This is a genomic window from Flavobacterium flavipallidum (genome assembly GCF_038289905.1).
Classification (GTDB): Bacteria; Bacteroidota; Bacteroidia; order Flavobacteriales; family Flavobacteriaceae; genus Flavobacterium; species Flavobacterium flavipallidum.
Genome location: NZ_JBBYHU010000022.1, coordinates 1 through 25,772, shown reverse-complemented (window position 1 = coordinate 25,772; position 25,772 = coordinate 1). Strand labels below are relative to the sequence as shown.

Sequence of the window (25,772 nt, the reverse complement as noted above, 5' to 3'; positions counted from 1 at the left end):
ATGATTTTTTGATTAATAACTTTTGTATAGCTAATTTACAGATAAACTTGGCTTATTATTCCATTTTCAAGAGTTAATTTTCAAAAATTGATTTAGGCCTTCATTTTCACTCTAATTCCATTACTAAAACGGATTGACCTTCCACTACAATATTATTCTCTAGATTCATCTGTTTCCCGGAGAAAACATCTTTTCCTGTTTTAAAATCTTTTATATTATCCTGAAAACGTATTGGATTTATTTCACTCGAAATCAAGTTATTATTAACCACAACCATCACCGTTTTACTATCGGTAAATCTAAAATACACATAGACATTATTTTCGGGCACATAATGTGTCATTTTTCCAAAATGTACTGCTTCACTAGTCTTACGCCATTGAAATAATTTGGAAGTAAAATCAAAAAACTGCTGTTGTTGCGCAGTTCTTCCGGCTTTAGTAAATGCATTGTTTACATCTCCATCCCATCCTCCTGGAAAATCCTGTCGGATATTGCCGTCACCATCCTTTTTATTTCCAGCCATACCAATTTCAGAACCATAATACAATTGAGGAATCCCCCTTACTGTAGCCAAAATAGACATTGCCATTTGGTATTTTTTAAAATCATTCTCATACAATTCGTTAAAACGGTTAGTATCATGATTTTCAAAAAAGGTCAACAAATTATTAGTGTTTGGATACAAAAAATCATTTGTGAAATTATTGTAAATTCTAAAAAGCCCCTTGTCCCAATCAGATTGATTTTCATTGAATGCCACAGTTAAAGCATCCATAAGTGTAAAATCCATTACGCTGGGTAAATTGGAATTATAGTTTTGAATGGCGCCTATTTTGCTGTCTTTTTGCCAATAGGCCATTTGCGCCTGATCTTGCATCCACACTTCGCCCACAATATTAAAATTTGGATATTCATCGGTGATGGCTTTGGTCCATTTGGCAATTCCTTCCTTATCATTATAGGAATACGTATCTACGCGAAATCCATCCAAATTGGCATATTCAATCCACCAAATCGCATTTTGAATTAAATAATTCAATACTAATGGATTCGATTGATTCAAATCGGGCATCGATTTTACAAACCAGCCGTCCGCACACAATTTTGCATCCTTTTTGGAAGCATTGGGATCAAATTGGGTGGTCATTCGATAATTCGTTTGCGCATAACCCGGAAACTGATGAATCCAGTCATAAGTGGGCAAATCCTTCATCATCCAATGTTCCATGCCCCAATGATTGGTTACATAATCCATGATGAGTTTCATCTTTCTTTTGTGCAATTCTGATGATAATTTCAGATATTCCTCGTTTGTCCCATATCTTGGATCAATACGATACACATCTGATTGTGCATAACCATGATAAGAACCCTGAGAATCGTTATCTTCACATAGTGGTGTAGCCCAGAGCGCCGTTGCTCCCAACTCCTGAATGTAATCCAAATTTCGAATAACCCCTTCGATATCGCCACCATGTCTGCTAGACGGATTATCCCTGTTAGCCTTTTCAAGCATCGCTTTATGATTGTCATTTTTTGAATTCCCATTCGCAAAACGATCTGGCATGAGCAAATAAATCAGGTCTGAAGAATCGTAACTTTGACGTGAAGCCGAGTTTTCTCTTCGCTGTTTTAACGCATATTTCTTGGTAAAAGTGACTTTTTTATTTTTAGAAAAAGAAAATAGCATTTCCTGTGGAGCAACATCTTTTGTATCAATAGTTACAAAAATATAATTGGGATTCTCCGTTTTTTGGACGGATTTAATTGAAATTCCATTGGAAACCGAAACTTCATTTTCAGCTATATTTTCTCCATAAAATAAAATCTGAAGTTCGGGATTGTTCATCCCTGCATACCAAAATGGTGGTTCTACTCTTTGAATTTGGCTCCAACTATTTATCGAAATAAAAACTAATAACCAAAAGCTCCAATTTGATAACTTATTTATTTTTTTCATCGATTCTCTCATTTAATTGGTTTTAAAATTCCAAATTTGACCTATGGTTTCTCCTCCTTTGTTATCCTTAACCACCACTTTCCAATAATAATTAGTCGCTGGCTGTAATGCATTAACTGTGACCGAAGGAGTTGTCAAATTTGCACCAACCTTTGTCGTTGGAGAGGCAGCAGTCCCACAATACACATCATATACCAGCACATCATTGACATCAACATCGGAAGCAGACCATTTAAGTGTTGCAGTTGAAGCATTAAGAATCGAATTCATTTCTGGTTGCACTATTTCTGGCAAAAAGGGAGCATGATTACTTACTGCATCGCCCTCTGTATAAAAACTATATGTATTGGAATAATTACTGGAAACATTTTTACTATCGGTTGCTTTCACTCTCCAATAATAAGCTGTCCCTTTATTCAAAGTAAAGCTTTTATTAAGCGCTGTACCTTCAGCTGTTTGCACAATTTGGGTAAACTGATTATCAGTTGCAACTTGAATTTGGTAGGTTATCGGATTATTTTCGGCATCGGTTGCAGCATTCCACTCAAAACTTACCGCATTATTAATACACAGTTGATTGTTTGTGGGCGCGGTCAATGTTGGAATGCTTGGCGCTGTATTCGTCGAAGTTGTATCTGATGATGAATCACCTCCACCGCAGGAAAACAACATAGAGACTGTCGCTACTAAATAGATATATTTTTTCATGTCTATTGTTTTATTATGGTAATTGTAGATGAGGCTTCAGCATTAACTTTAGCTATATAAACTGACGCCGCTAGTTTTCCTAGATACAAGACTACTTTTTGATTCACAACGGGATAATTTTCGCTAGAAATCAATTGGCCATTCATAGCATACAGACTGATATTGATTTCATTTTTTGAAGTTGGAGCAAAAAGTGTCAATTCATCCTGAACCGGATTTGGATATGCAATTACATTAGCCGAAACCGTTTGGGAAAATGTTCCTTCGCATGGTACGGAGGTTTTCACTTCTAGCACATCTCCTCCCAGAACCGCAACAGAAAAGGAATTTGAATTGGTCTCGAATTGAGTAATTCCATTTACAATCACCTGATAAGGCGCAGTCCCTTCAGTAATTTCAACCGCTATTTTATTTGCTGAAACTGTTGATTTACCAGTTAAAGTTCCTCCAGGATTTATAATAATAGTAAAACATTGTTCGAAAGTTTTACCGGGAATACTAATACAAACAGCATAAGTTCCCGGAGCTAAATCAGCAACCGTAAGGCTATTATTGACAAAATTATAATTGACATTATTAATGGTGGCTACATAGTTGTATGATTGCAATGCCGTGATATTGAATTGTCCATTTTTCTTATTGGCGCAGGTTTCTGATTTGGATTCAATGGTAAAATTATCCGCAGGCAATGCAAAAGGAACTGTGGCTGCAAAAGCAGGCTTATTCCCGTAAATTCTATAATGACCGGCCGGAATACTAATAGGATCATTCACATTGGTGACATTCCACACAGAATTATCCATCAAATTATACCATTCGCCCGTATAAGGAAATCCGGTAGCAACATTTTGAGCAGTTACATCAAAATTAGCCAGAACCACAACATCTTTTAGACTATTTGCTGGCAATGAAGCATCGGTAATTTTTATGTTTTTTGTTAACGAACTGCTATTTGGCATTGTAACTGTACCGGAAAAAACTGCCTCTTCGGTTTTAAGTTTAATCATTCGAGCCCAATCGGAATAGATCTTATAACGATTGTCATTGGTCACCCAATTATTAACCCATTGCGGTTGCTGTTTGGTAGCCAATTTACAATCACCAGCTGTTGCATCCGATGAAGTATTTACGGTTCCATCTGTACAACTAAAAATAGAATTTTCATAACCCAATTCACCAAAATGCCAAATCATCTTAGGCCCCGGAACCAATAATGAAACTGCCCCAATTGCTGACATTCTGGATAAAGCTGTGTTCAAAGTTTTCACATTATGAGTCGCATTAGCTGAATTTCCGTATTGCAGGTTTTTATACATCAATCGTTCTTCGTCATGACTTTCGGCAAAACCCATCAATCGGTTTTTAGTGAAGCCTCTGCTGCTGCTGTTTATTCTGGCAATGTTAGCGGTATAGCCCATCGAAAGTTCATTGTATTCATTGGTCATTTTTCCCCATAACATAATGCCTTTACTTGGCGACTCAGCTATTCGATAATTTGCCCATTGTTGTTCTTCAGCATCCGTTCCTAAATGTTCAAAAATGGTATAATGTGTTGGATCCAGACTCCAGGAATAATCGGCATAGGACTTTAAAACATCCACCCGATCCTGTTGATAAGCATTAGTACAACTTTCATCGGCAGCCGTACAATTTTGAGTAAAGCCTTTGGTCAAATCCCAACGAAAACCATCAATATGATATTCCTGAATCCAATGCTTAATCACTCTTTTTACATAATTCTGAGTTCGGATTTGCTGATGGTTAAAATCTTCCCCTACGTTATAACTGTGTTTGGCCACAGTATTAAAATACGGATTCTCGCTTGTTGGCGAACCAAAACCATCACCATCCGGATCGTTCATCCACATGCGCACCATAGGATTTCTGCCAAAGGCATGGTTCAATGCCACATCCAAAATCACAGCAATTCCATTTTGGTGACACAAATCGATTAGCTCTTTTAACTTATCTGAAGTTCCATAAAACTTATCCAAAGCCATATGAAAAGATGTATTGTACCCCCAACTTTCATTACCTTCAAACTCCATCACCGGCATCAATTCGATCGCATTAATTTTCAATTTTTTGAAATAATCCATTCGATTTATCAAATCCTGAAAATTGCGATGGGCGTCAAAATCACGCACTAAAACCTCATATACTACTAATTTTTCTTTTTCTGGTTTAGTAAAATTAGTCAGCTGCCAATTATAGGCAGCTTGTCCCGTTTTTAATACAGTTACCTCATAGTTTTGTCCCGAAGGATAGGCTGGTAAATTAGGATAAGTGGTTGCAGAAATCCCTAAATCATCAAAAGGTGAAAGTATCAGGGTCGAATAGGGATCAGCTGTTTTAACCATAGTAGGCGAATTTGCCAATGGTGTTTGATCTACCACCCAATATTGATAGGTATAATTGGCTCCAGTAGTTAAACCCGTTACTTCCAACCAAAACTTACCACTGCTCGGGTCTTTTTTCATGGCATAAGCCGAAGTTGGCTGCCAGTTATTAAAGCTTCCGGCCACATAAACAAAATCCTTTCCGGGAGCATCCAAAACCAAAGTTGCTTTTGTAGCATCGGATAAATTATAATTAATTCCGTCTTCCAAACCAGCAGCCATAGCCTCCGAAATGGTATTTGGATTGATTACAACCGAAAATTTCTTGGTTAAAACCGTTGCTCCTTGCGTAACTTGTAATTCATAATTTTGGTTTGTTGTTATGGCGGAATGTGTAAAGGAAAAAGCAGCCGTACTCGCATTGGAATTAATCGTAGTCCCGTTGGCTTTCAAAACATAGGCGGCATTGCCACCTGAATTTGTCGCTGAAATGGTAAAATTAGCAGCTGAAGCAATAATTGTGGTACTATTTTCCTGAGGAGCAGTCAAAGTCAACTGATAACCGCCCACCTCAACCAAAATGTCTTGTGACTTTTTGTCTCCGTTTCCATTTTTAGCTTTAATCAACAAACCTATTTTCCCTAATCCCGTTGTATTATAATAGTTAGATGGAGTTATGGTTTTGGTATAGGTATCTGTTGCAGCATTATAGGTAAATTTACTTGCTTCGGAAGAGGCTTCCCATGTCCCATTGTTTGGAGTTCCTTTGGAAGTAGAATCATCAAGAGCAAATCCCCAGGCCCACATATACAAAGAATTGTCGGTTATTCCCCAGGTCGATTCATTAATACTATTTCCGATAATGGTAATAGTAATTGCTGTTGTTTCTTCAAAAATAGCCGGACTTACAGTATAGCTAACTGTTTGTTGTTGGGCAAAAGCTATGATTGAAAAAAAACAACTAAGTAGTAGTATTTTTTTTCTCATGATAAATTGATTAGGAAAAAAAAGGCTATCAGAAGATAGCCTTTTACATTATTTTAAATCCATTATTGCTGATTAGGAATCATCAGATAACTTCCGTCTAAATCATTAAAGAATACTTTGTATTTTGATTTGGCCACAGGAATATTTCCTCCACTTGTACCATTTGCAGGGAATCCACTAAATGCAGTGTCTCCTCCCCAATTTACATCCCAGCCGTTATTGGCTCTGAACTTAGTTTCCCCATCAAACAAACTAACTGTCAGCGTCCAATAATGAGGATTAAAAGAAGATGGAGTCATATCGGTATCTTCGTCCCATCCTGCTCCTGTACCCGTTCTTGATGAACCAATTAAACCTACAGTTGGATAAACAGTAGCAGCTGAAGCATCATAAGCCACTAATGTATAAGTCAGCGTTTGTACATTCATGGTGAAAGTATAATAACCCGCCGTAGCAATATTTATACTTGCCGGGTCACCATCAGAATCTGTTGCTCTATACACTAAACTACCTCCTGAACCTCCGTACATTGGAGCCCAACTTCCTAATTTGGAAATCACTTTAAAATAACCGGCATTAAAATACCCCGTAAACTTGTATAAATTTGAATTCGACCCACTTCTAAAAAGTGGTTGATTTCCTTTATTGGTATCCCAACCTGCAGCAGTAGCATCACCTACCAAATACCAATCAGTATGTGGATAAGGCACCAATCCTGAATAGGCTGTTATAGTTACAGTCAAAGTATTTTGAGAAACCATAGTTTCTGTTCCCATTACATTATACTTTACTTTAATATCATATTGCGAAGCAGTACCAGGAACCGCCCCTAAAGCAATCCCAGCCTGATTTAAAGTTTTCACTGAAACAGAGGCTTCAGTAACATCACTGGTGGTGGCTAAAATTTGTGGTTCAGAAAAATCCCCTCCTTTAACATCCATCATCAAAGTGTAATTTACCACTACATCATGTGAATATTCTGCCGGAGACCAAACAAACTTGTCAACCTCTGTAGTTGCATTTGCCTCAGCAAGCACAAAAGTTTTTCCTGTAGTAGGAGCTGTTATATTAGGAACTGTAAGGCCTTCCAATATTGGACGATTATCAACTGCATCAGCGTTACATGATACAAACAAGACACTTAGTAATGCAATTACTATTTTAAATATATTTTTCATCTTTTGTCGTGATTAGTTTGAATACCCTGGATTTTGTTTCAAAGTTGGATTTGCCTGAATGGTTTTAGCAGGAATTGGCATTAAATCTCTGAAAGAAGCTGTAGCAACACCATCTTTTACGCCACCTTTCCATTGCCATATTTTATCACCACCAGTAAATTTGCCAAAACGAATTAAGTCAGTTCGTCTGTGACATTCCCAAAATAATTCTCGAGCGCGTTCATCCAAAATGAAATCCAAATCCACCTCTTCAGATGTAACAGTAGATGCCTGAGCTCTGTTTCTTAACTGATTAATATAGCCAACTGCAGTAGTCATATTAGTACCTGAAGCCCCTCTAACTGCACATTCGGCATACATTAACATTGCATCAGATAAACGGAACATTGGGAAATCAGTATCCGGAATATCATTACGTTGCGCTGCTGATCCATCTGAATTTACATTGGTAAACTTGGTTACTGCATAACCATCGGTAAATGTTCCAATATTATTAATATCTAAAGTTTGACCATCAGTATAGAAAGTACCTCTTTTATCAGCAGTTGCAGTTGCATCCGGGAATAAGTTTACAAATTCTTTTCTTGTTCTGATTCCATACCAACCCCCATTCATACCATATTGGGAAGCATCCATACTTCCTCCAATAGAAGCATGTAAAATAAAACTCATACCACCTCCGGTAGCTCTGATAGCATTTCCATCGCTTACAACAGGAAATATGAATTCCGACTGTGCACCGTTACGATCATTATTGGCACTAAACAAATAACGGTAAGGCACATTAGCGAAAGTATAGGCCGAATTATTGATGATATCAGCACACAAAGCAGCTGCCTCATTATATTTTTCAGTTCCAGTATAAACTTTGGCATTCAGATAAATTTTTGCCAATAAAAACTTAGCAGCGGTTTTATCAATTCGTCCGTATTCATTGGTTTTAGAAGCCATTAAACTGGCATCCAAATCTTTCAATTCACTTTCTACATAAGCAAAAACTTCGGCTCTGGTTTTTTGTTCCGGATAAAAGAAGCCTACAGGGTCATTTTCAGTAGTAATAGGCACATTACCAAAAATATCCATCAGATTAGCATAAGAAAACGCTCTTAAAAAACGGGCTTCTGCTCTAAAATAAGCGATATCTGTTTTCAAACTGGAATCTACTCCGCGAGCAGTCAGTTTTTCATCAGTAGTTTGTCTTAAAAATTCATTGGCCAAACTAATTTCATAGAAAGCTCTGGAAAAAGTTCCGTATAAAAATTCGTTATTTGGAGACCAGGTTTGCGTATTTAAAGTTGGTAAAGTACCATCTGCCCAGGCAATAACCGCTTCGTCTGTGGTGAACTCCTGATTTACAAAAAGCAGACGTAAATAGCTACTAAAATCCCCTCCAATTCCTGCAATATCTGCCTTGCTATCTCCATCATTACCACCTACATACAAACCTGCGTATAATTTAGCTAAAACCTGTTTGTAAGAATCCTGATCTTGAAAAAAAGCTTCAGAAAGGAACTCATCATCATCTTTCGGGGTAACATCTAAATCGCTTGTACACGATACTAATGTCATATTCATTCCTAAAATACACAGGAATAAAATGGTTATATATTTGAATGAAATTTTCATTTTATTTAATTTTTTTGATTTTTAATTCGCTCTTAGAAACTTGCATTGACACCAAACAAATACGTTCTGGCACGAGGATAAATATTACCATCAATTCCGTTGAATTTTTCAGGATCTAAGCCATCGTATTTGGTTATAGTAAATACATTCTGAACCCCTGCTGAAAATCTTAGATTCACTACTTTCAACACTGCTTTATCCATGGTATAACCAAGCGTAACGTTATCCAATTTGATAAAAGAAGCATCTTTCACAAAATAATTAGACAAATAACGTTGTGTACCGTTGTCTTCAAAATCAAAACCTGTATTCAAATAATCTGAACTGATATTAGCTAAATCAGTGTCTCTTCGCAATCCCGCTTTTAAATACCCTTTGTCTGAGCTTACATTATCAAAAATGTAATTTCCTGTGCTCGCTCTCCAGTTCATTACAAAATCAAATTTTTTGTAGTTTACACTTGAAAACAATCCAAAAGTATAATCAGGTGCCGCCTTATGGAATCTGTAACGGTCGCTTGCGTCAATAATTCCATCATCGTTTCGGTCTACATAAGCCCCTGGAATAGGTTTTTTATTAGCATCGTATAATTGTTCATAAACTAAGAAGGAATTAGGAGCAAATCCTACCGAATTAATTTGAATTTGATTTCCGCTACCTCCCTTAATATCACCTACAGCATATCCAGTGAAACCTTCCACGGTTTGACCCAAATTGGAAATTTTTTGATCAATGTATGTAGTATTGAAGGCCAAATTCCAGGTTAAATTGTCATTTTTAACAATGTCTGACTGAATACTGAATTCAAGTCCTTTTGTTCGTACACTACCAATATTAAAAAATCCCTGGTTTCTTAAATTAGCGCCATCAGGCACCAATACATCCGCTAATAAATCACTTGATTTTTTATCAAAGTAGTTAATCGATCCTGAAATTCTGTTATCCAGGAATCCATAATCCAAACCTATATTCTTTTCAGACAATTCCTCCCATTTGATATTTTGATTGTATCCTTCAGGTCGTGCTGTTGAATAAACCGTATTTCCGAAAATGTATTGGGTATTAATAGATCCTAAAGTAACTCTGGTCAAATAGTCATAAGAAGCTGAAATATCCTGTTGCCCCGTTGTTCCGTATCCTAAACGCAATTTTAAAGTTGAAATCGTTTTATTATCTTTTAAGAAAGCCTCTTCAGCAAGATTCCAGGCAAAAGCTCCACCGGCAAAATTACCCCAACGATTTGCCTTAGAAAAACGGGAAGTTCCGTCTCTTCTATAGTTTACTGTTAGTAAATAACGACTGTCATAACCTAAATTCAAACGACCAAAATAAGACTGCAAATTAATATCCGGATCTGTAGTCACATCCTCATTTGGATTAGGTTGCGTGGTTTCGCCTGATTCATATTTCACTTTTTGGAATAATTGATAGTTGTAACCTGCTGTTGCATCTACTTTCCATTTCCCAAAATCTTTAGTATAATTAAAATAACTGTTCAGGTTTTTATTTTGAAGGGCATCAGTATAAGTAGAATAATTCCCTAAATTCACCCAGTTACCGTTAGAAAAAGAATTAGGCTGATATCCTAAAGCACTTTCCGTACTAACTCTTGTATATCCATCACTGTCAAAACGGTCTATTCCTGCCTCAGTGATAAAGTGTAAATCTTCAAAGAAATGGAATTTATAATCCAATCGGATATTTCCCCATTTTCTGGTAGAAGTAGCTCTTCTTTCATCCTGATTCAATCGGGCAACAGGGTTTCTGGCAGGTAATAAAGGTAAATTCCCATTAGGTTCTAACCATTCAAAATAACCACCGTAACGCGAACCTGCAGCATATACAGACTGAGTTGGATCAAATCCAATAGCACTTCCAATTACTGCATCTTCATCCTGAAATCTGTTTTTAGCAAAAGATAAATTTGCACTAATATCAATTTTTAAATGATTGTCAAATAACACTGGATTCAAAGACAAGGAAGTAGTTGTTCTCTCGAAACTGGTATTTTTAAGAATCCCCGGATTGTTCACATTTCCTACCGATAAGCGAATTGGTAATTTATTAAACAAAGAACCGCTAATTGAAATATTATTGTTAGTTGTTAAAGCGGTATGAAAAATTTCGTCCTGCCAATTGGTATTCGCAGTACCTAACAAAGCTTTTTGAGCAGCTGATCCTTTTTCATTAACTACTGTTCTAAATTGGTCTGCACTTAGTACATCTACCGTATTAGCTACGGTATTCACCCCTACTTGAGAACTAAAATTTACTTTTACACCACCTTTACTTCCTTTTTTAGTAGTAATTACAATTACCCCATTGGCGGCACGTGAACCATAAATAGCTGCTGCCGAGGCATCTTTAAGAATTGTAAAAGATTCAATATCATTAGGGTCAATTGTAGACAAAATACTTGTTGAACCTGAAGGTACAGTATTACTCAAAGGTAATCCATCTAAAATAATCAATGGATCATTAGATGCATTTAAGGAAGAACCTCCACGAATACGAATATCGGCTTTAGCTCCCGGAGCTCCTCCTCCTGTAACATTTACTCCGGAAATACGTCCGCTGATTAAACTCTCAGGAGTTACGTTTTGTCCTTTGTTGAATTCTTTAGCAGAGATTTGAGAAACTGAACCCGTAGCATCTTTTTTCTTTACGGTTCCATATCCTACTTGTACCACCACTTCTTTCAACTCATTAGAATCTTCCGAAAGTACTATGCGAAGTTTTTGTTCTCCGGCAACTACTTCTTTAGCAGTATATCCAATAAACGAAACTTGAACCGTTGTTGATTTGCCAGATAGAGGTAAGGCAAATTCTCCATTAACATCAGTAATAGTTCCAATATTTGTTCCTTTAATCAGGACGCTTGCTCCAATTAGAGGTTCTCCCTTTTGATCTACGACAAGGCCGCTAATTTTTTTTGCTGTAGTTTGTGCAACTACACTTGGCATAATAAACAGTATGTTACATAAAAGTAAAATGTAAAACATACTTTTTTTCATTTGTACCATAATTTGGTTTTTTTGGTTGTTAATAAATGTTAGTTTTTTTTTAGAAATCCGTTCGATATTATTTACATCCTAATACTTCTCCGATTTCGATATTGTAAAATTATATCGTTTCCGAACGGACTATTTTTTCAGCTGTTAAAATGTAGTTAATTCAGCCCTTTAAAAACACGTAAAACACTATAAAACAATGGTTTGCCGGTTTTTTAATTAATAAAAAAAGTAGCGATATTGTAGTAAAAAAATTGAATTTATTCCTTTTTTTAAAAATTTAGAGACCTTTGTCCTAATTTTAATATTACTGAAAATAAAGAATGTTTTTTTATTGATTCACTAATTAAAGTTACAAATAAATACGCATTGTTTATTTTTTAAGAAGCACTAAAAAACTACTATTTGTTTTTTGGACGTGTTTTTAGAACAACTGTCCAAAAGTATCTTTTTAAACAGCTGTGTTTTCTAAAACATTACTTAATACGAAATGAATTGGTTATTTAATTTCAATCACACTGATGGCATAACCACCTCCCGGCGCAGAAAACTGACTCAACTTGGTTTTGTTAGTCACATTCATTTTACGAATACTAAAAGCCTGCGGATTGGTTTTATAATGTGCATTTTTAGCATCGGAATAAATAGTGGCTTCGTACTTTTTCCCTTTTTCAAGGAAATCAAAATTGATGGAAGATACACGAGACGTTTCGCCATTTACATTTCCAATAAACCAATTGTTTGTTCCCTTGGCTTTTCGGGCTACAGTAATATATTGTCCCGGTTCGGCTTCTAAATATTTACTATCACTCCAGTCAACCGCAACATCTTTGATGAATTGAAATGCATCAGGAAAACGATTATAATTCTCAGGTAAATCGGCAGCCATTTGTAACGGACTGTACATTGTTACATATAAAGCCAATTGATTTGCCAATGTGCTATTTAAATGCGAAGTATTCTCCGGATTGATTTTACTGATATCCATTTCAAAAATTCCTGGCGTATAATCCATTGGTCCTCCAATTAATCGGGTAAATGGCAAAATGGTTACGTGATTTGGTTTAGATCCTCCAAAGGCCTGATACTCTGTTCCTCTAGCTGATTCATTTCCAATTAAATTAGGATAGGTTCTACATATACCGGTTGGACGAATAGCCTCATGCGCATTGACCATGATTTTATAATCGGCCGCTTTTTCTATTGCGTATTGATAATGATTTACAATCCATTGATTGTAATGGTTTTCGCCTCTTGGCAAAATTGGTCCTACATAACCACTTTTTACTGCGTCATAACCATTATCTTTCATAAACTGATAAGCTTTGTCCATATGACGCTCATAATTGCGTGTAGAACCGGAAGTTTCATGATGCATAATCATTTTGATTCCTTTAGATTTCGCATATTCATGAATTCCTTTTACATCAAAATCCGGATACGGAGTTACAAAATCAAAAACATAATCTTTAGAATGTCCAAACCAGTCTTCCCAACCTTCATTCCAACCTTCAACTAATACAGCATCAAAGCCATTTGCAGCAGCAAAATCAATGTGTTTTTTCACATTAGCTGTATTAGCACCGTGTTTTCCGTTAGGTTTCGCTTTTGCAAAATCGGTTACGCCTAATTGCACTGTTGGATATTCATCAGTATAAGCCCAAGTACTTTTTCCGGTAATCATTTCCCACCAAACGCCAATATATTTCACAGGTTTTATCCATGAAGTGTCCTCAATTTTACAAGGATCGTTTAGATTCAAAGTCATTTTGGAAGCCAAAATTTCTCTGGCATCATCACTCACCATAATTGTTCTCCATGGCGACTGGCAAGGTGCCTGCATATAGCCCTTATCTCCTTTAGCATCCGGAGTTAACCAAGATTCAAAAACCATGTTTTTATCATCCAAATTGAGATGCATACAGGAATAATTGATCAAAGCTGCCTCATGCAGGTTGATAAACAATCCATCAGCGGATTTCATCATCAAAGCCGTTTGAACTCCCGTAGGCGAAAAAGATTGTTGGGAAACATTTTCGGTGGTTGCTTTTTGAGTCAAACCTCTAATTTCAGAAAGTTTAGAAGTGGTATAATCATATTCCTGAGTATCATAATCCCCGGGAATCCAAAATGCCGTATGATCGCCATTCATAGCAAACTGGCTTCGCTCTTCTTTAATTACGAAATAAGTAAGGTTCTTTTGCAAAGGAAATTCATAGCGAAATCCTAAACCTTCGTCAAATAAACGAAAACGAATTACCATTTGCCTGTCGGTTCCTTTTTGGTTTAGTGTAACTGCCAATTCGTTATAATGGTTACGAATACTGGCTACTTCTCCCCAAACCGGTTTCCAGATTTCATCAAAAGTAGTCGTCTTTGTGTCTGCAATCACAAAATCATTCAATAAAGATTTCGTGTCGTCTTTCAGTTCTAATCCCAATTTGCTTGGCTTAATGACTATTTTGTCTTTGTATTTTAAACTGTAGCCGGGAGTTCCATCATTTTGCAAAGAAAACTCCATTTGCAATTGCTGGTTGGGCGATTTTAGCAGCTGTGCTAACAAGGCATTCGATGTCAAACAGAGCCCGATTAATAAAAAGAAATGTTTCATTTGGTTGCTTTAATAAAATTAATAATTTGCTTTAACTTCTTTGGTTAACCAAATTTAAAACGATTTCGACGCACCTATTTTTACTAAAATAATTTGGTAGCTAAAAATCATAACTTACAATGTTAATTTATTGATTTACAATTATTTACTATATACTTTACATCAAAAAAAGTAGTAGTTTAGTAGTATAAAAAAAGCCTTTTGACCCAAAAAAAAGAGTCAAAAGGCAGCTATCTTGAAAGTACAATTTTCTATTTATCTGTTCCTATTCGCATTACATTGGCTTCAAACTCATCTCTTGGGCCTAATGCTTTATTCCTTAGTTTGGTTCTGTAATTATAGATAGTTGATAAGGAATATCGTAGAAATTCGGCAATTTTAACGCTATCGGATATTCCTAAACGAATTAGGGCAAAAATTCGCAATTCGGTATTCATTAATTCTCCTTGCTTTAATTTTATGTCTTCAGTATCGGTTAGTAAACCACCAAATTCTTCTATAAAATTAGGAAAAAGCAACAAGAAAGTCTTGTCAAAATTATGATAGAATTCTTTTAATTCTATTTCGATAAATTCTTTGGATTTTACAGCTTTCACCAATTCGGCAGTTTTGCCACTGGAAACAATAACATTCAATTTTCGCCTATACTCATCTAACTTACCAATGTAAACCGAACATTGATCCATGTATCTTCCAATGTAAATTTCTTTTACCAAATTGGCTTCTTGGAGCGTAGTATTTGTTTCATTCAATTTTTCATTAAAGCTGTTCAACTCTTTATTCAATTCGACAAATTGACTGTTAGCCAAACTGATTTCTTTTTTTGCTTTGGATAATTTTTTCATTTGTTTAAACAACAAAATCAAAGCTACCAGTAAAAAAAGTGATAGGATACTGGCACTTACCAAAAAGACAATCAATTGATGCCTGTTAGTTTCATTTTGTTTTTGATAGGCATCATTAATGATAGGCATCATTCTCGAAATTTCATAGGTTCTTAAACGTGCATTACAAAAAAGAGCATCTTCCAGTGAACGTTTGATGTATTTGTAAGCGCGGTCGATATCACCTTCTTTGTACATGATAAAAGCTAAAGAACGTAGGGAAATATATTCCTTTTTCTCCAGCTGTAAATCGGAAATAGCCGATTTAATTAACCATTTTTTCTCCTGATCAAAATCATTTTTCCGTTTGTAAGTTTCAGAAATTATATATGCAACTACCGCCTTATCAGGATCATTATTATTCATTTTCGGAAAATAACCCTGTAACATTCGTAAAGTTTCGTCATATTGCCCTTTTTCAAAAAGCTTATTAGATTGGGTTATAACATAGGATTTGGATTCTTTAGGATCGTATTTAAAAACAGAATCACGAAATTGCTTTGTTAACTCTACATAACTATTCTTCTCTTGATTAGAAGCCGCATATTCGGACATATATAAATAAACCGAACTATGCACTCCGTAATAAAAACTTTTAATTTCCGGGGTGGGATTAATATCTACTTTATTCAAAATATCCGTAGCTTCCTTATACATTCCCAAAGTTCCCATAATGGACGCCAAATTTAATTTTGCCGTATTAATTTTGTTTAAATCCTTTAAAGTATTGGCCACTTTCAAACTTCGTCGGGCATAATTTAGAGCCGAATCCGATTGATAAGCACGATATTCATTATACAATTTTTGATATATTTCGTATTTCTGGGTTTTTGAAGAAGTTAATTTAAGTAAGCTACTGAGTTTATTTATTTCGGCTTCTTTCTTATTATGATAAAATTCGCTTTTATTCAGAGTAGTGTCTAATTCATCTAATAATGAATTCATTTCGTCTTGAGAATACAATAATACAGGAAAACAAATAATTAGGAATAAAGTCCAAATTTTATTCATTGTTGTGGTTTTTTGGTTAGGTTAAGGTAGTACTAATTTATTAAATTTTCAGCAATAAAAACTTTTTAAAGCACTTTAAAAATACTTTTCAGCAAAAAAAATCATAAAGAAATCCAAGAAGTCAAAAAAAAAACAATCTCTTGTTATTTCCCAAAATAGTTTTCAATTTTTATCTAAAAATATACGAAAGGCGAATGGAACCATAAAAGTAACCAATGGTTCGATAAAATTTCAATTCCTTTCCACGGTAAACAAAAGCATAGGAAAGATTCCAATTGTTCTTTCGATATCGAAATCCGGCTTCTCCATTAAAACGAAGCGGAATCAAATCAAAAGTTACCGGACTTTTATCATTAAACATGCTCCCTTGAATCGTAGCATCATAAATTTGATAATTAATTGATGGAGCCATGTAAAAATACAACTCTCTCGCCTCCTTATTTGCACCGGCACTTATTGAAGCACCGTGAAAATTTGACTCCGAAAGTGGCATTAGTTTTTTTATTCCAATTCTTGCAACAAATCCTGTAGTTAATGAAGTGAAAATAGTTCCCAATTTGGCTTCGGTTTGCCACTGAAAATCTATTCTTTCTTTATTAAACGAATTTAGAAAAGGACGAGAAAACATAAAATAAGTTTGTATTGCCAAAGCATTTTGAATTTGGTAATCCCATTGTTCAAAAGCCTTGTAATGAAATAAAATATGTGTTTCTGATTGAACTTTATCAGCAAAAGAATTAGGACCAATATATCCTAATTGCAAATACTTTTTAAATACTGATTGGTTTTTGTAAAAATTAGTATTCCCAAATTCGCCAAAAAGATAACCTGCAAAGGGTCTATCAAACACATCCTCCTCATCCACATAAATTGTGCGAGGACTATACATATACTGTCCGATATGTATTTCGTTAATTTTTTTTAAAACGTTAGGCTTTGTTTTTTTTGACAAATAGCGGTAAAAAATTTCCAGACCATTTGTATAATATTGGTCATTTTTAGAAGATGTATATATGTCATTTTCAGTAATAATGCCTAATTCTTTACTGGAATTCTGACTCAATAAATGAACCGAAAACAACAGTGTAAAACAGATAAAAAATACTGATTTTAAACTCATCTAATAGTCAATTTTACCCACTGTTCTCATTACACGCATTATCTTATCTTTTCTTCTATTGATATAAGAAGATGAGCTTGTTGCCGTATATTTTCTGGGATTTGGCAAAATGGCTGCAATTCCTGCGGCCTGTTTTTTGGTTAAGTTAGCCGCATCTTTTCGGTACCAATGTTCAGCTGCTGCCTGAGCTCCATAAACACCATTACCCATTTCTATACTATTGAGATACACTTCCATGATGCGTTCTTTTCCCCAAATCAATTCAATCAAAACAGTAAAATAAGCTTCAAGTCCTTTACGTAAATAACTTCTGCCTTGCCATAGAAAAACATTTTTGGCTGTTTGTTGTGAAATCGTACTGCCTCCTTTTATTCTCCTGCCTCTTTCATTGTTTTTGTATGCTTTTTGCATCGCTCTGAAATCAAAACCATTGTGTTTTAAAAACAAACCATCTTCACTGGCAATAACTGCTTTTTGTAAATTAACCGAAATATTTTCCAATGGTTCCCAATCGTGACTGAAATAAACCGGCTTACCGGCAACTTTATTTTCTATTGCTCTAATGAGCATTAAAGGTGTAAATGGCACTGGAACAAATTTAAAAAAGACCACCAAAAACAGTGAAAGACCCACAAACCACAAAATCATTTTAAAGAAAAACACTCTCAATGTTGCCATAAAATTTCGGGAAGCTTTTTTTGTTTTTGTTTTAGAATTTATTTTTGTTGCCATTATTCAAAACCGGATTTTTTAATTTCCTTAAACTTACATAATTCTTTTAGAAATAAAAATCTACCCTTAAAAAATGCCGATTCTTACTGGGAGTAAAATTACTTTTTTTCAGGATTCGTACAATATCTTAACCCATATTTCTAATTTGTTTAAAAATAACTTAAAGATTCCTAAGTCTCAAATAAACAATTTTTAATTGGTTAATTTTATACTTCAAAAAAACAACAGCCTTAATAATGACAAAAAACAGAATGACTGCCGAATTGCTATGGCAATTAGGGCGAATAACCGCATTAGGATTGTCTAAAGACAAACAAAACATTGTTTACAAAGTCAGTACACCTTCGATAAAAGAAAACAAACAAAATACGAAACATTATTTTATCCCGATTAATGGCGGAAATCCAACGGAAATTGAAAATACCGATAGCGTTTTAGACAATAAGAATCTATCGCCTGATGGAAAATTTATCCTTTCGCATCAGGAAGTTAAACTTCAAAAAATTTTAGGTAAAGATTTTTATCCGCAACTCGATAAATCCGAAGTATAAATTTATGATTCTTTGAATTATCGCCATTGGGACACTTGGAACGAAGGAAATTTTAATCACGTTTTTTACAGTGAAAACAAAGTAGATGCTCCAAAAAAAGACATTATGCTTGATGAACTTTTTGATTGTCCTACAAAACCTTTTGGCGGTGACGAAGACTATATTTGGTCTCCGGACAGCAAAAGTATTTTATATGTATCTAAAAAGAAATCAGGAACTGAATATGCGATTTCTACCAACAGTAATATTTACCAATACGAATTAGAAACTGCCAAAACCATTAATCTTACTACTGAAAACAAAGGTTATGATACTGCTCCTCAATTTTCCAAATCAGGAATTCTAGCCTGGTTACAAATGCAGCGAGATGGCTATGAAGCGGATAAAAATGACATCATCATTCTGAATAATGGAATAAAAACAAATCTTACCGCTCATTGGGACGGAACGGTAGATAGTTTTCTTTGGAGCGAAGAAAAGCAGAAAATTTATTTTATTGCTCCTATTGATGGCACCAAACAATTATTTGAAGTTAATATCTTCGAAAACACCAAAAAAATACCTGATATTCAACAAATTACCGATGGATATTTTGACATCACGAAACTAATTGGTTTTGATAACAATAAAATTTTTGTAACCCGAGAAGACACAAATCATGCTGCAGAAATTTTCTCTTTTGATTTGATTGAAAAAAATTGGCAACAAATTACAAATATCAATACTGAAATTTATGATAATCTCGCTCTAAGCAAAACGGAAAAAAGATATGTTACCACTACCGACGGCAAGAAAATGTTGGTTTGGGTAATTTTTCCACCAGATTTCGACCCAACAAAAAAATATCCAACACTTTTATATTGTCAGGGCGGACCGCAAAGTGCTCTAAGTCAGTTCTATTCTTTTAGATGGAATTTTCAATTAATGGCTGCCAATGACTATATTATCGTAGCCCCTAACCGCCGTGGAATGCCGGGTCATGGTGTAGAATGGAACGAACAAATAAGCAAAGACTGGGGCGGTCAGGTCATGAACGATTACCTTTCGGCAATTGATAATATCACTGAGGAAAACTATGTAGACGAGAATCGTTTAGGCTGTATTGGCGCTAGTTACGGAGGTTATTCTGTATTTTATTTAGCAGGAATCCACAATAATCGCTTTAAAACATTCATTGCTCATGATGGAGTTTTTAATACCCAAAGTATGTACGGCACTACTGAGGAAATATTTTTTAGCAATTGGGATTTTGGAGGCGCTTATTGGGAAAAAGAAAATACAATTGCCCAAAAAACCTATTCGCAATTTAATCCTATTACTAATATCAACAACTGGAACAAACCTATTTTAATCATTCAGGGCGGAAAAGATTACCGAGTACCCATTGGTCAGGCTCAGGAAGCTTTCCAGGCAGCACAATTAAAAGGCATAAAAAGTCGCTTTCTCTATTTTCCCGAAGAAAACCACTGGGTTCTTAACCCTCAAAACGCACAAATTTGGCAAAAAGAATTTTACAAATGGCTGATAGAGACACTATAAAAGTTAAAATAAAATTAACATTAAATGCTGTTTTTGTTATTTTCTGTTATTTTGCTGCAAACTAAACAATATTGATAATCATGTACAAAACACCATTTAAAAAACTTTTCATCGCCTCAGCTTTAATGTTAGGTATGAATAATATTTCTGCACAGGATATTTTAGTGAATTCACTAAAAGTAAATGCAAGCGATAATAGTAAAGAGAGTTTCAAATTTACTGATATTATTAACCTAGCAAATACTTCGGTAAAAAACCAAGGTTCATCTGGAACTTGCTGGAGTTATTCTACTAATTCCTATTTGGAATCTGAAATGATTCGTTTAGGCAAACAACCGGTAGAATTATCTCAAATTTTTTCAGCACGAAATGCTTACGTTGAAAAAGGAAAAAACTATGTACGCATGCACGGCTCTTTAAACTTAGGTGATGGTGGTGAACCACATGATGTAATCAATATGTATGCTAAATATGGTGCCATGCCACGCGAAGCTTATACTGGATTGAATTATGGTACTTCAAAAAATAAATTTGCTGAAATGGCTGCTCTTTCTAAAGCAGTTTTAGAAGCAGTTGTTAAAAACCCAAACGACGAGCTTACACCGAATTGGGAGAAAGCACATGCTGCAGTAATTGATTCGTATTTAGGAGCTGTACCTGAAACTTTTACTTTTAAAGGGAAAAACTATACTCCAAAATCATTTGCTAAAGAAGTTGTAGGTATTAATCCGGAAGAATATGTAGAATTATCTTCATTTACAGATGCTCCGTACTACACTAAAACAATGTTAATGGTTCCAGACAACTGGTCTTTTGATCAGGTTTATAATGTAAAAATGGATGACATGACAAACATTATTGACAATGCTCTTAAAAAAGGTTATACTGTTGCCTGGTGCGCTGATGTAAGTGAAAAAAGTTTTAGTTGGAAAAACGGAGTAGCATATATTCCTGCAAAAAAATATGAGGAAATGAATTCTCAGGAAATCAACAGCATGTTTGTAGGACCAAAACCTGAAATGGAAATCACTCCTGAATTACGTCAAAAAGCTTTTGACAACTATCAAACTACTGATGATCATGCCATGCATATTGTGGGACTTTCTAAAGATCAAACTGGTAAAGAATATTATATCGTTAAAAATTCATGGGGAGCAACTAATGATTATAAAGGTTATCTGTACGTAACTAAAAACTATGTGAAATACAAAACCACAGCTTTTATGGTAAACAAGGGCGCAATCCCAACAGATATTGCAAAAAAAATAGGAGTTTAATACTACTCAACAACAAATTAAAACCCAAAAAAGGGCAGTTACATCAATATGGAAACTGCCCTTTTTTATTTTTAAACATCAATATCGTTTTGCTAAAAATAGGTTAATTAAAAAAATATACTCTTCAAAAAAAACTATTTTTATAATCTTGAATTTCAATTCAAACATGCACTTATTTCAATTCAAGATTCTTTTCAACTAATAATTAAAAAGAATATTATTTCATATAAAATCATCAACAGCTAAAGTAGCTGTAAAAAAAATGGGGTACAAAAACAGCAATATTCCTTTAAAAGTATTTATTAGCTACATTATTCTTGTCTCACTTGTGGCAAGTGTTGGCTGGATTTTATATACTGAAAACAAAGATTATTCTAAAATAGAAAACACTATTGCTTTTGAAAAAAATAAAGTTTTAAAAGTAAGTAATCTGTTTTCAAATATTTACAAAACAGAAAGTTTAGCACGCAAAACTATTCTTTCGAATTCAGAATCAGATTTTAAAGATTACATCCGAGAAACTGACTCTTTACAATCGAAAATTAAAACATTAAAAGAAACTATTTCTAACAAAAATCAAAATAAACTATTAGATAGTGTTGCCATTCTTTTGCACGAAAAAACGCAAAATATTGAGCAACTCAAAAAAATTAAAAACAAAACTTCAGATGAAAGCTCGGTTAACAATGCTATAGAAGAATTAACACAGCTTGAATTTTCTTTGCAAAAATTACAGCTAAGTGATTTTACCAGAACACCGGAAAAACTGGGAAGTTATCAAAAAAAAGTATTACTAAATTATATTGATTATCTCAATCAAAACATTCCGGATGACAATAGTAATACGCTCACAAAAAAAGAAACCGACTCGATTTTATCGGCTTCAAAAAGATTATTAAGCAAAGTAAAATCAGAAACCCAAAAGAAGAAAGAATCACTTAGTATTGAGGAAAACAAGTTATTAACGAATGAACTCTTAATTTCCGGTCAATTACGTAAAGTACTGCGAATAGTTGAACAGGAAATTCTTTCTTCTTCAATAAAAAACAATGCCGAAAAAGAAAAAATACTAAAAAAAATCAATCAGATTGTTACTTATGCCGCCATTGCTGGCTTATTACTCACCATCTTTTTTTCGATACTAATTGCCGGAGATTTTTCTAAGACACAACTGTATAAAAAACAACTTGAAATTGCCAATTTTAAAACTAAAAACTTACTCAAAAACCGAGAACAATTAATTTCTACCGTAAGCCATGATCTGAAAACGCCATTAACGACAATCATAGGTTACGCCGAATTATTAGAACATACTGATCTCAATAACAAACAATCCTATTATTCCAAAAACATTAAAAATTCATCCGAATACATCTCGAGATTAGTTCAGGATTTATTAGACTTTTCGCAAATAGAAGCCGGTAAAATCAACTTTGAAAAAAAACCTTTTTTACTCGGCCAGACAATTAAAGAAGTATGTGATCAAATTCAATCTGCATTTGAGAAAAAAAAGATTGAAATACAAATTCAAACCGATTCTAAACTCAACAATGCCATCATCGGCGATGCTTTTCGATTAAAACAAGTATTAACAAACATTATAGGGAATGCCTATAAATTTACTCCCGAAGGCTATATCAAAATAAATTCTAAAATCGATTCCAATCTAAATAAAATCTTCATAAGTATTGAAGATTCCGGAATTGGGATTGAAAAGTCGAGCCAAAATTTAATTTTTGAAGAATTTACCCAAGCCAATGAATCTATTGAAAAAAATTACGGCGGAACTGGATTAGGATTGGCCATTTCAAAAAAAATAATCTCACTTTTAGGTGGCGAATTGTACTTAAAGAACAGTTCTCCAAAGGGAAGTTGTTTCGAAATCAGCCTACCATTAATTTTTGCTGGACAAACGGAAATCAAAGACGAATTATCACCAATATCTACCCCAACTACCAAAGTTTTTGACAAAACAATTGTAATTATCGATGACGATCCTGATTTATTACAACTTACCACCGAAGTTTTAAAACAACATTATAAAGTAATTAGGTTTCCTAATGCAATTCAGGCTCTAGAAAATATTTTTACAGAAAAATTTGACTTGCTAATTACTGACATTCAGATGCCTGTTAAAGACGGATTTGAATTGGTTCATGACTTACAAAAAAACAAGAACTTCAAAAATCAACCTATTATCGCCGTAAGCGGAAGAAGTGATTTAAATGAAAAAATATATCTGGAAGCAGGATTCACAACCATTCTTCACAAACCATTTTCTCCTAAAATTTTATTAGAAACCATAGAAGCTGTTTTTAATAATACAACACTTCCTATCCAAAACAAAGAGGAACATTTTACGAATGAAAAAGAATCTTCTTATTCGTTAGACTCGCTAAAATTATTTTTAAAAGACGATAACGAGGCCTTAAATAATATTATAACTTCATTTATAAACTCTACAAACTCCAATTTGTTTTTACTTGAAAACACAATCGAAACTTTAGATCAGAACAAAATAAAAGAAATAGCGCATAAAATGGCTCCCATGTTCAAACAAATTCAGGCCCATGAAATTGGAACTATTTTAAACCAATTGGAGACAAAAAATTATGAGCAAAGTGAATTAAACAACTTATTTTCAAGTTTAAAAACAAAAATAAAAACACTGCTACTTTTACTGGAAAAAGAAGTTTAATCCAGATTATACAATTTGAGTTTATTGTACAAAGTTTTTCGGGTAATTTTAAGCAATTTTGCTGCTTCTGATTTGTTATTTTTAGTCTTTACCAATGCACTTTCGATAGCTTCTTTTTCATTTTCTGACAATGAAAAGGTACTTTTTTCTGTTTCCACATTCTGAAAAAGTTCTGCTGGTAAAACCGAAGTTTCAATAAAATCGCCCGGAGTCAACAAAGTGGCACGCTTGACACAATTTTGCAACTCCCTCAAATTGCCCGGCCAGGAATAATTTTGAAAAACGGCAACTACTTCTTTAGAAAAACCAATAACATCTTTATTTAACTGCTGATTGGCTTTGTCTAAAAAGAATTCGGCAAATAAAATTAAATCTTCTTCTCTTTCTTTTAGCGAAGGCGAATGAATCGAAAATTCGTTAATACGATGGTATAAATCTTCTCTAAAATCACCATTTTTAACCGCTTCCCGTAAATCTTCATTGGTAGCCGTAACAACTCTGATATCTACTTCTATTTCTTTATTACTACCTACCGGTTTTATTTTACGTTCCTGCAAAGCACGCAACAACTGAATTTGATTATCATAAGATAAGTTCCCAATTTCATCTAGAAAAAGTGTTCCGCCATTAGCCGCTTCAAAATAGCCTGTTTTATCAGAAATAGCACCTGTAAAAGAGCCTTTTAAATGTCCGAAAAACTCACTTGCAGCTAATTCTTTTGGAATCGCACCACAATCTACCGCTATAAAATTCTTTTGATTACGCTGACTTTGTTGATGAATACTTTGCGCTATTAATTCTTTACCTGTTCCGCTTTCGCCAATAATTAAAACCGACATATCAGTAGGACTCACCAGTTTTATATGCTCAGCTAGTCTTTTAGAAGCTGCTGAAATTCCTTGAACATAACCAACAGTTTTATCAGCTTTGGGAGCTTTAGTTTTATCTTTTTCAGAATTCTTCACTTTAGTTTCATCTTCAGAAACCAAAGCATTTGCGATTACTGCTAAAACCTCATCAGGATTAAAGGGTTTCGAAATATAATCGGCCGCACCGTTTTTAATTGCTTTAACAGCCGTACTCACTTCAGAATATCCCGTCATTAAGATAACCGGAATTTCATTAAATTGGGATTTACATTCGGCTAAAAGTTCAATTCCATCTGCATCAGGTAATCTTAAATCGATCAAAATTAAATGGAAAGTTTCTTTATTCATTGCCGAACGGGCCTCTTCAGCTGAAAAAGCTGTCACTACGGCATAGGAGTTTTTGATTAGAAATTTTTCTAATAATTTACAAAACGAAATATCATCTTCAACAACTAAAATCTTCAACATCGGAAAGCCACTTTTTAGGCTAAATTAAAGCTTATTAAATAGTATTTTCATAAAATTATGCAAAAAAAAGACTGCCGTAATTAGACTGCACCCAAAAGTTTAGACGAATTTATAATTAAATTTGATAATAATGAGCTCGATATTGTATCGGGCTCATTCCTTTTAGATTAAGTTTTATTCTCTCATTATTATAGTAATCT

General features: G+C 34.3%; 14 protein-coding genes and 1 pseudogene. 3 read left to right on the top strand and 12 right to left on the bottom strand.

The features are described from left to right. Positions 1-106: 106 nt before the first annotated feature. The 10 genes from AAEO59_RS10995 to mtgA all read right to left on the bottom strand — a co-directional run bounded on the left by AAEO59_RS10995 (position 107) and on the right by mtgA (position 18,170). Complete coding sequence (locus AAEO59_RS10995) at positions 107-1,963, bottom strand: glycoside hydrolase family 13 protein (protein WP_341700790.1); 1,857 nt, start codon at positions 1,961-1,963, stop codon at positions 107-109. A gap of 12 nt (positions 1,964-1,975) precedes the next feature. Continuing rightward, entirely contained in the window at positions 1,976-2,671 is a 696-nt protein-coding gene (locus tag AAEO59_RS10990; protein WP_341700789.1) for a glycoside hydrolase family 78 protein, read from the bottom strand. A 2-nt stretch (positions 2,672-2,673) separates the two neighbouring features. Then, positions 2,674-5,997, bottom strand: coding sequence for an alpha-amylase family glycosyl hydrolase (locus tag AAEO59_RS10985; protein WP_341700788.1), 3,324 nt, complete (start codon positions 5,995-5,997; stop codon positions 2,674-2,676). Positions 5,998-6,059: 62 nt separating this feature from the next. Continuing rightward, on the bottom strand, positions 6,060-7,175 hold the full coding sequence (locus AAEO59_RS10980; protein WP_341700787.1) for a SusE domain-containing protein: 1,116 nt from the start codon (positions 7,173-7,175) through the stop codon (positions 6,060-6,062). Between the two features lie 12 nt (positions 7,176-7,187). After that, positions 7,188-8,801, bottom strand: coding sequence for a RagB/SusD family nutrient uptake outer membrane protein (locus tag AAEO59_RS10975; RefSeq protein ID WP_341700786.1), 1,614 nt, complete (start codon positions 8,799-8,801; stop codon positions 7,188-7,190). Between the two features lie 32 nt (positions 8,802-8,833). Continuing rightward, on the bottom strand, positions 8,834-11,815 hold the full coding sequence (locus AAEO59_RS10970; protein WP_341700785.1) for a SusC/RagA family TonB-linked outer membrane protein: 2,982 nt from the start codon (positions 11,813-11,815) through the stop codon (positions 8,834-8,836). 496 nt (positions 11,816-12,311) lie between these two features. Then, positions 12,312-14,423: a glycoside hydrolase family 97 protein gene (locus AAEO59_RS10965; RefSeq protein WP_341700784.1), complete on the bottom strand. Its 2,112-nt coding sequence runs from the start codon at positions 14,421-14,423 to the stop codon at positions 12,312-12,314. Between the two features lie 251 nt (positions 14,424-14,674). After that, the gene (locus tag AAEO59_RS10960) at positions 14,675-16,318 is read right to left on the bottom strand and encodes a DUF6377 domain-containing protein (protein WP_341700783.1); all 1,644 of its coding nucleotides are present in this window, start codon (positions 16,316-16,318) and stop codon (positions 14,675-14,677) included. A 169-nt stretch (positions 16,319-16,487) separates the two neighbouring features. Beyond that, positions 16,488-17,438 (bottom strand): lipid A deacylase LpxR family protein, encoded by a 951-nt coding sequence (locus AAEO59_RS10955; RefSeq protein ID WP_341700782.1) that lies wholly within the window; start codon positions 17,436-17,438, stop codon positions 16,488-16,490. Continuing rightward, positions 17,439-18,170 carry a monofunctional biosynthetic peptidoglycan transglycosylase gene (mtgA, locus tag AAEO59_RS10950; protein ID WP_341700781.1) on the bottom strand — a complete coding sequence of 244 codons (732 nt, stop codon included), beginning with the start codon at positions 18,168-18,170 and terminating at the stop codon, positions 17,439-17,441. Between the two features lie 236 nt (positions 18,171-18,406). Here mtgA and AAEO59_RS10945 point away from each other — a divergent pair. From AAEO59_RS10945 to AAEO59_RS10935, 3 genes and pseudogenes are all read left to right on the top strand, one after another. After that, positions 18,407-20,260, top strand: a pseudogene (locus AAEO59_RS10945) (S9 family peptidase). Between the two features lie 80 nt (positions 20,261-20,340). After that, positions 20,341-21,537, top strand: coding sequence for a C1 family peptidase (locus tag AAEO59_RS10940; RefSeq protein WP_407934931.1), 1,197 nt, complete (start codon positions 20,341-20,343; stop codon positions 21,535-21,537). Between the two features lie 262 nt (positions 21,538-21,799). After that, positions 21,800-24,235: an ATP-binding response regulator gene (locus AAEO59_RS10935; protein ID WP_341700780.1), complete on the top strand. Its 2,436-nt coding sequence runs from the start codon at positions 21,800-21,802 to the stop codon at positions 24,233-24,235. Here the strand turns inward: AAEO59_RS10935 and AAEO59_RS10930 are convergent. Together AAEO59_RS10930 and AAEO59_RS16370 are read right to left on the bottom strand one after the other, a co-directional pair. After that, positions 24,232-25,572, bottom strand: coding sequence for a sigma-54-dependent transcriptional regulator (locus AAEO59_RS10930; RefSeq protein WP_341700779.1), 1,341 nt, complete (start codon positions 25,570-25,572; stop codon positions 24,232-24,234). The two genes, AAEO59_RS10935 and AAEO59_RS10930, sit on opposite strands and share 4 nt — an antisense overlap. A 115-nt stretch (positions 25,573-25,687) precedes the next feature. Then, the coding region (locus AAEO59_RS16370) for an IS3 family transposase (protein WP_407934932.1) at positions 25,688-25,772 on the bottom strand (85 nt) is incomplete at its 5' end.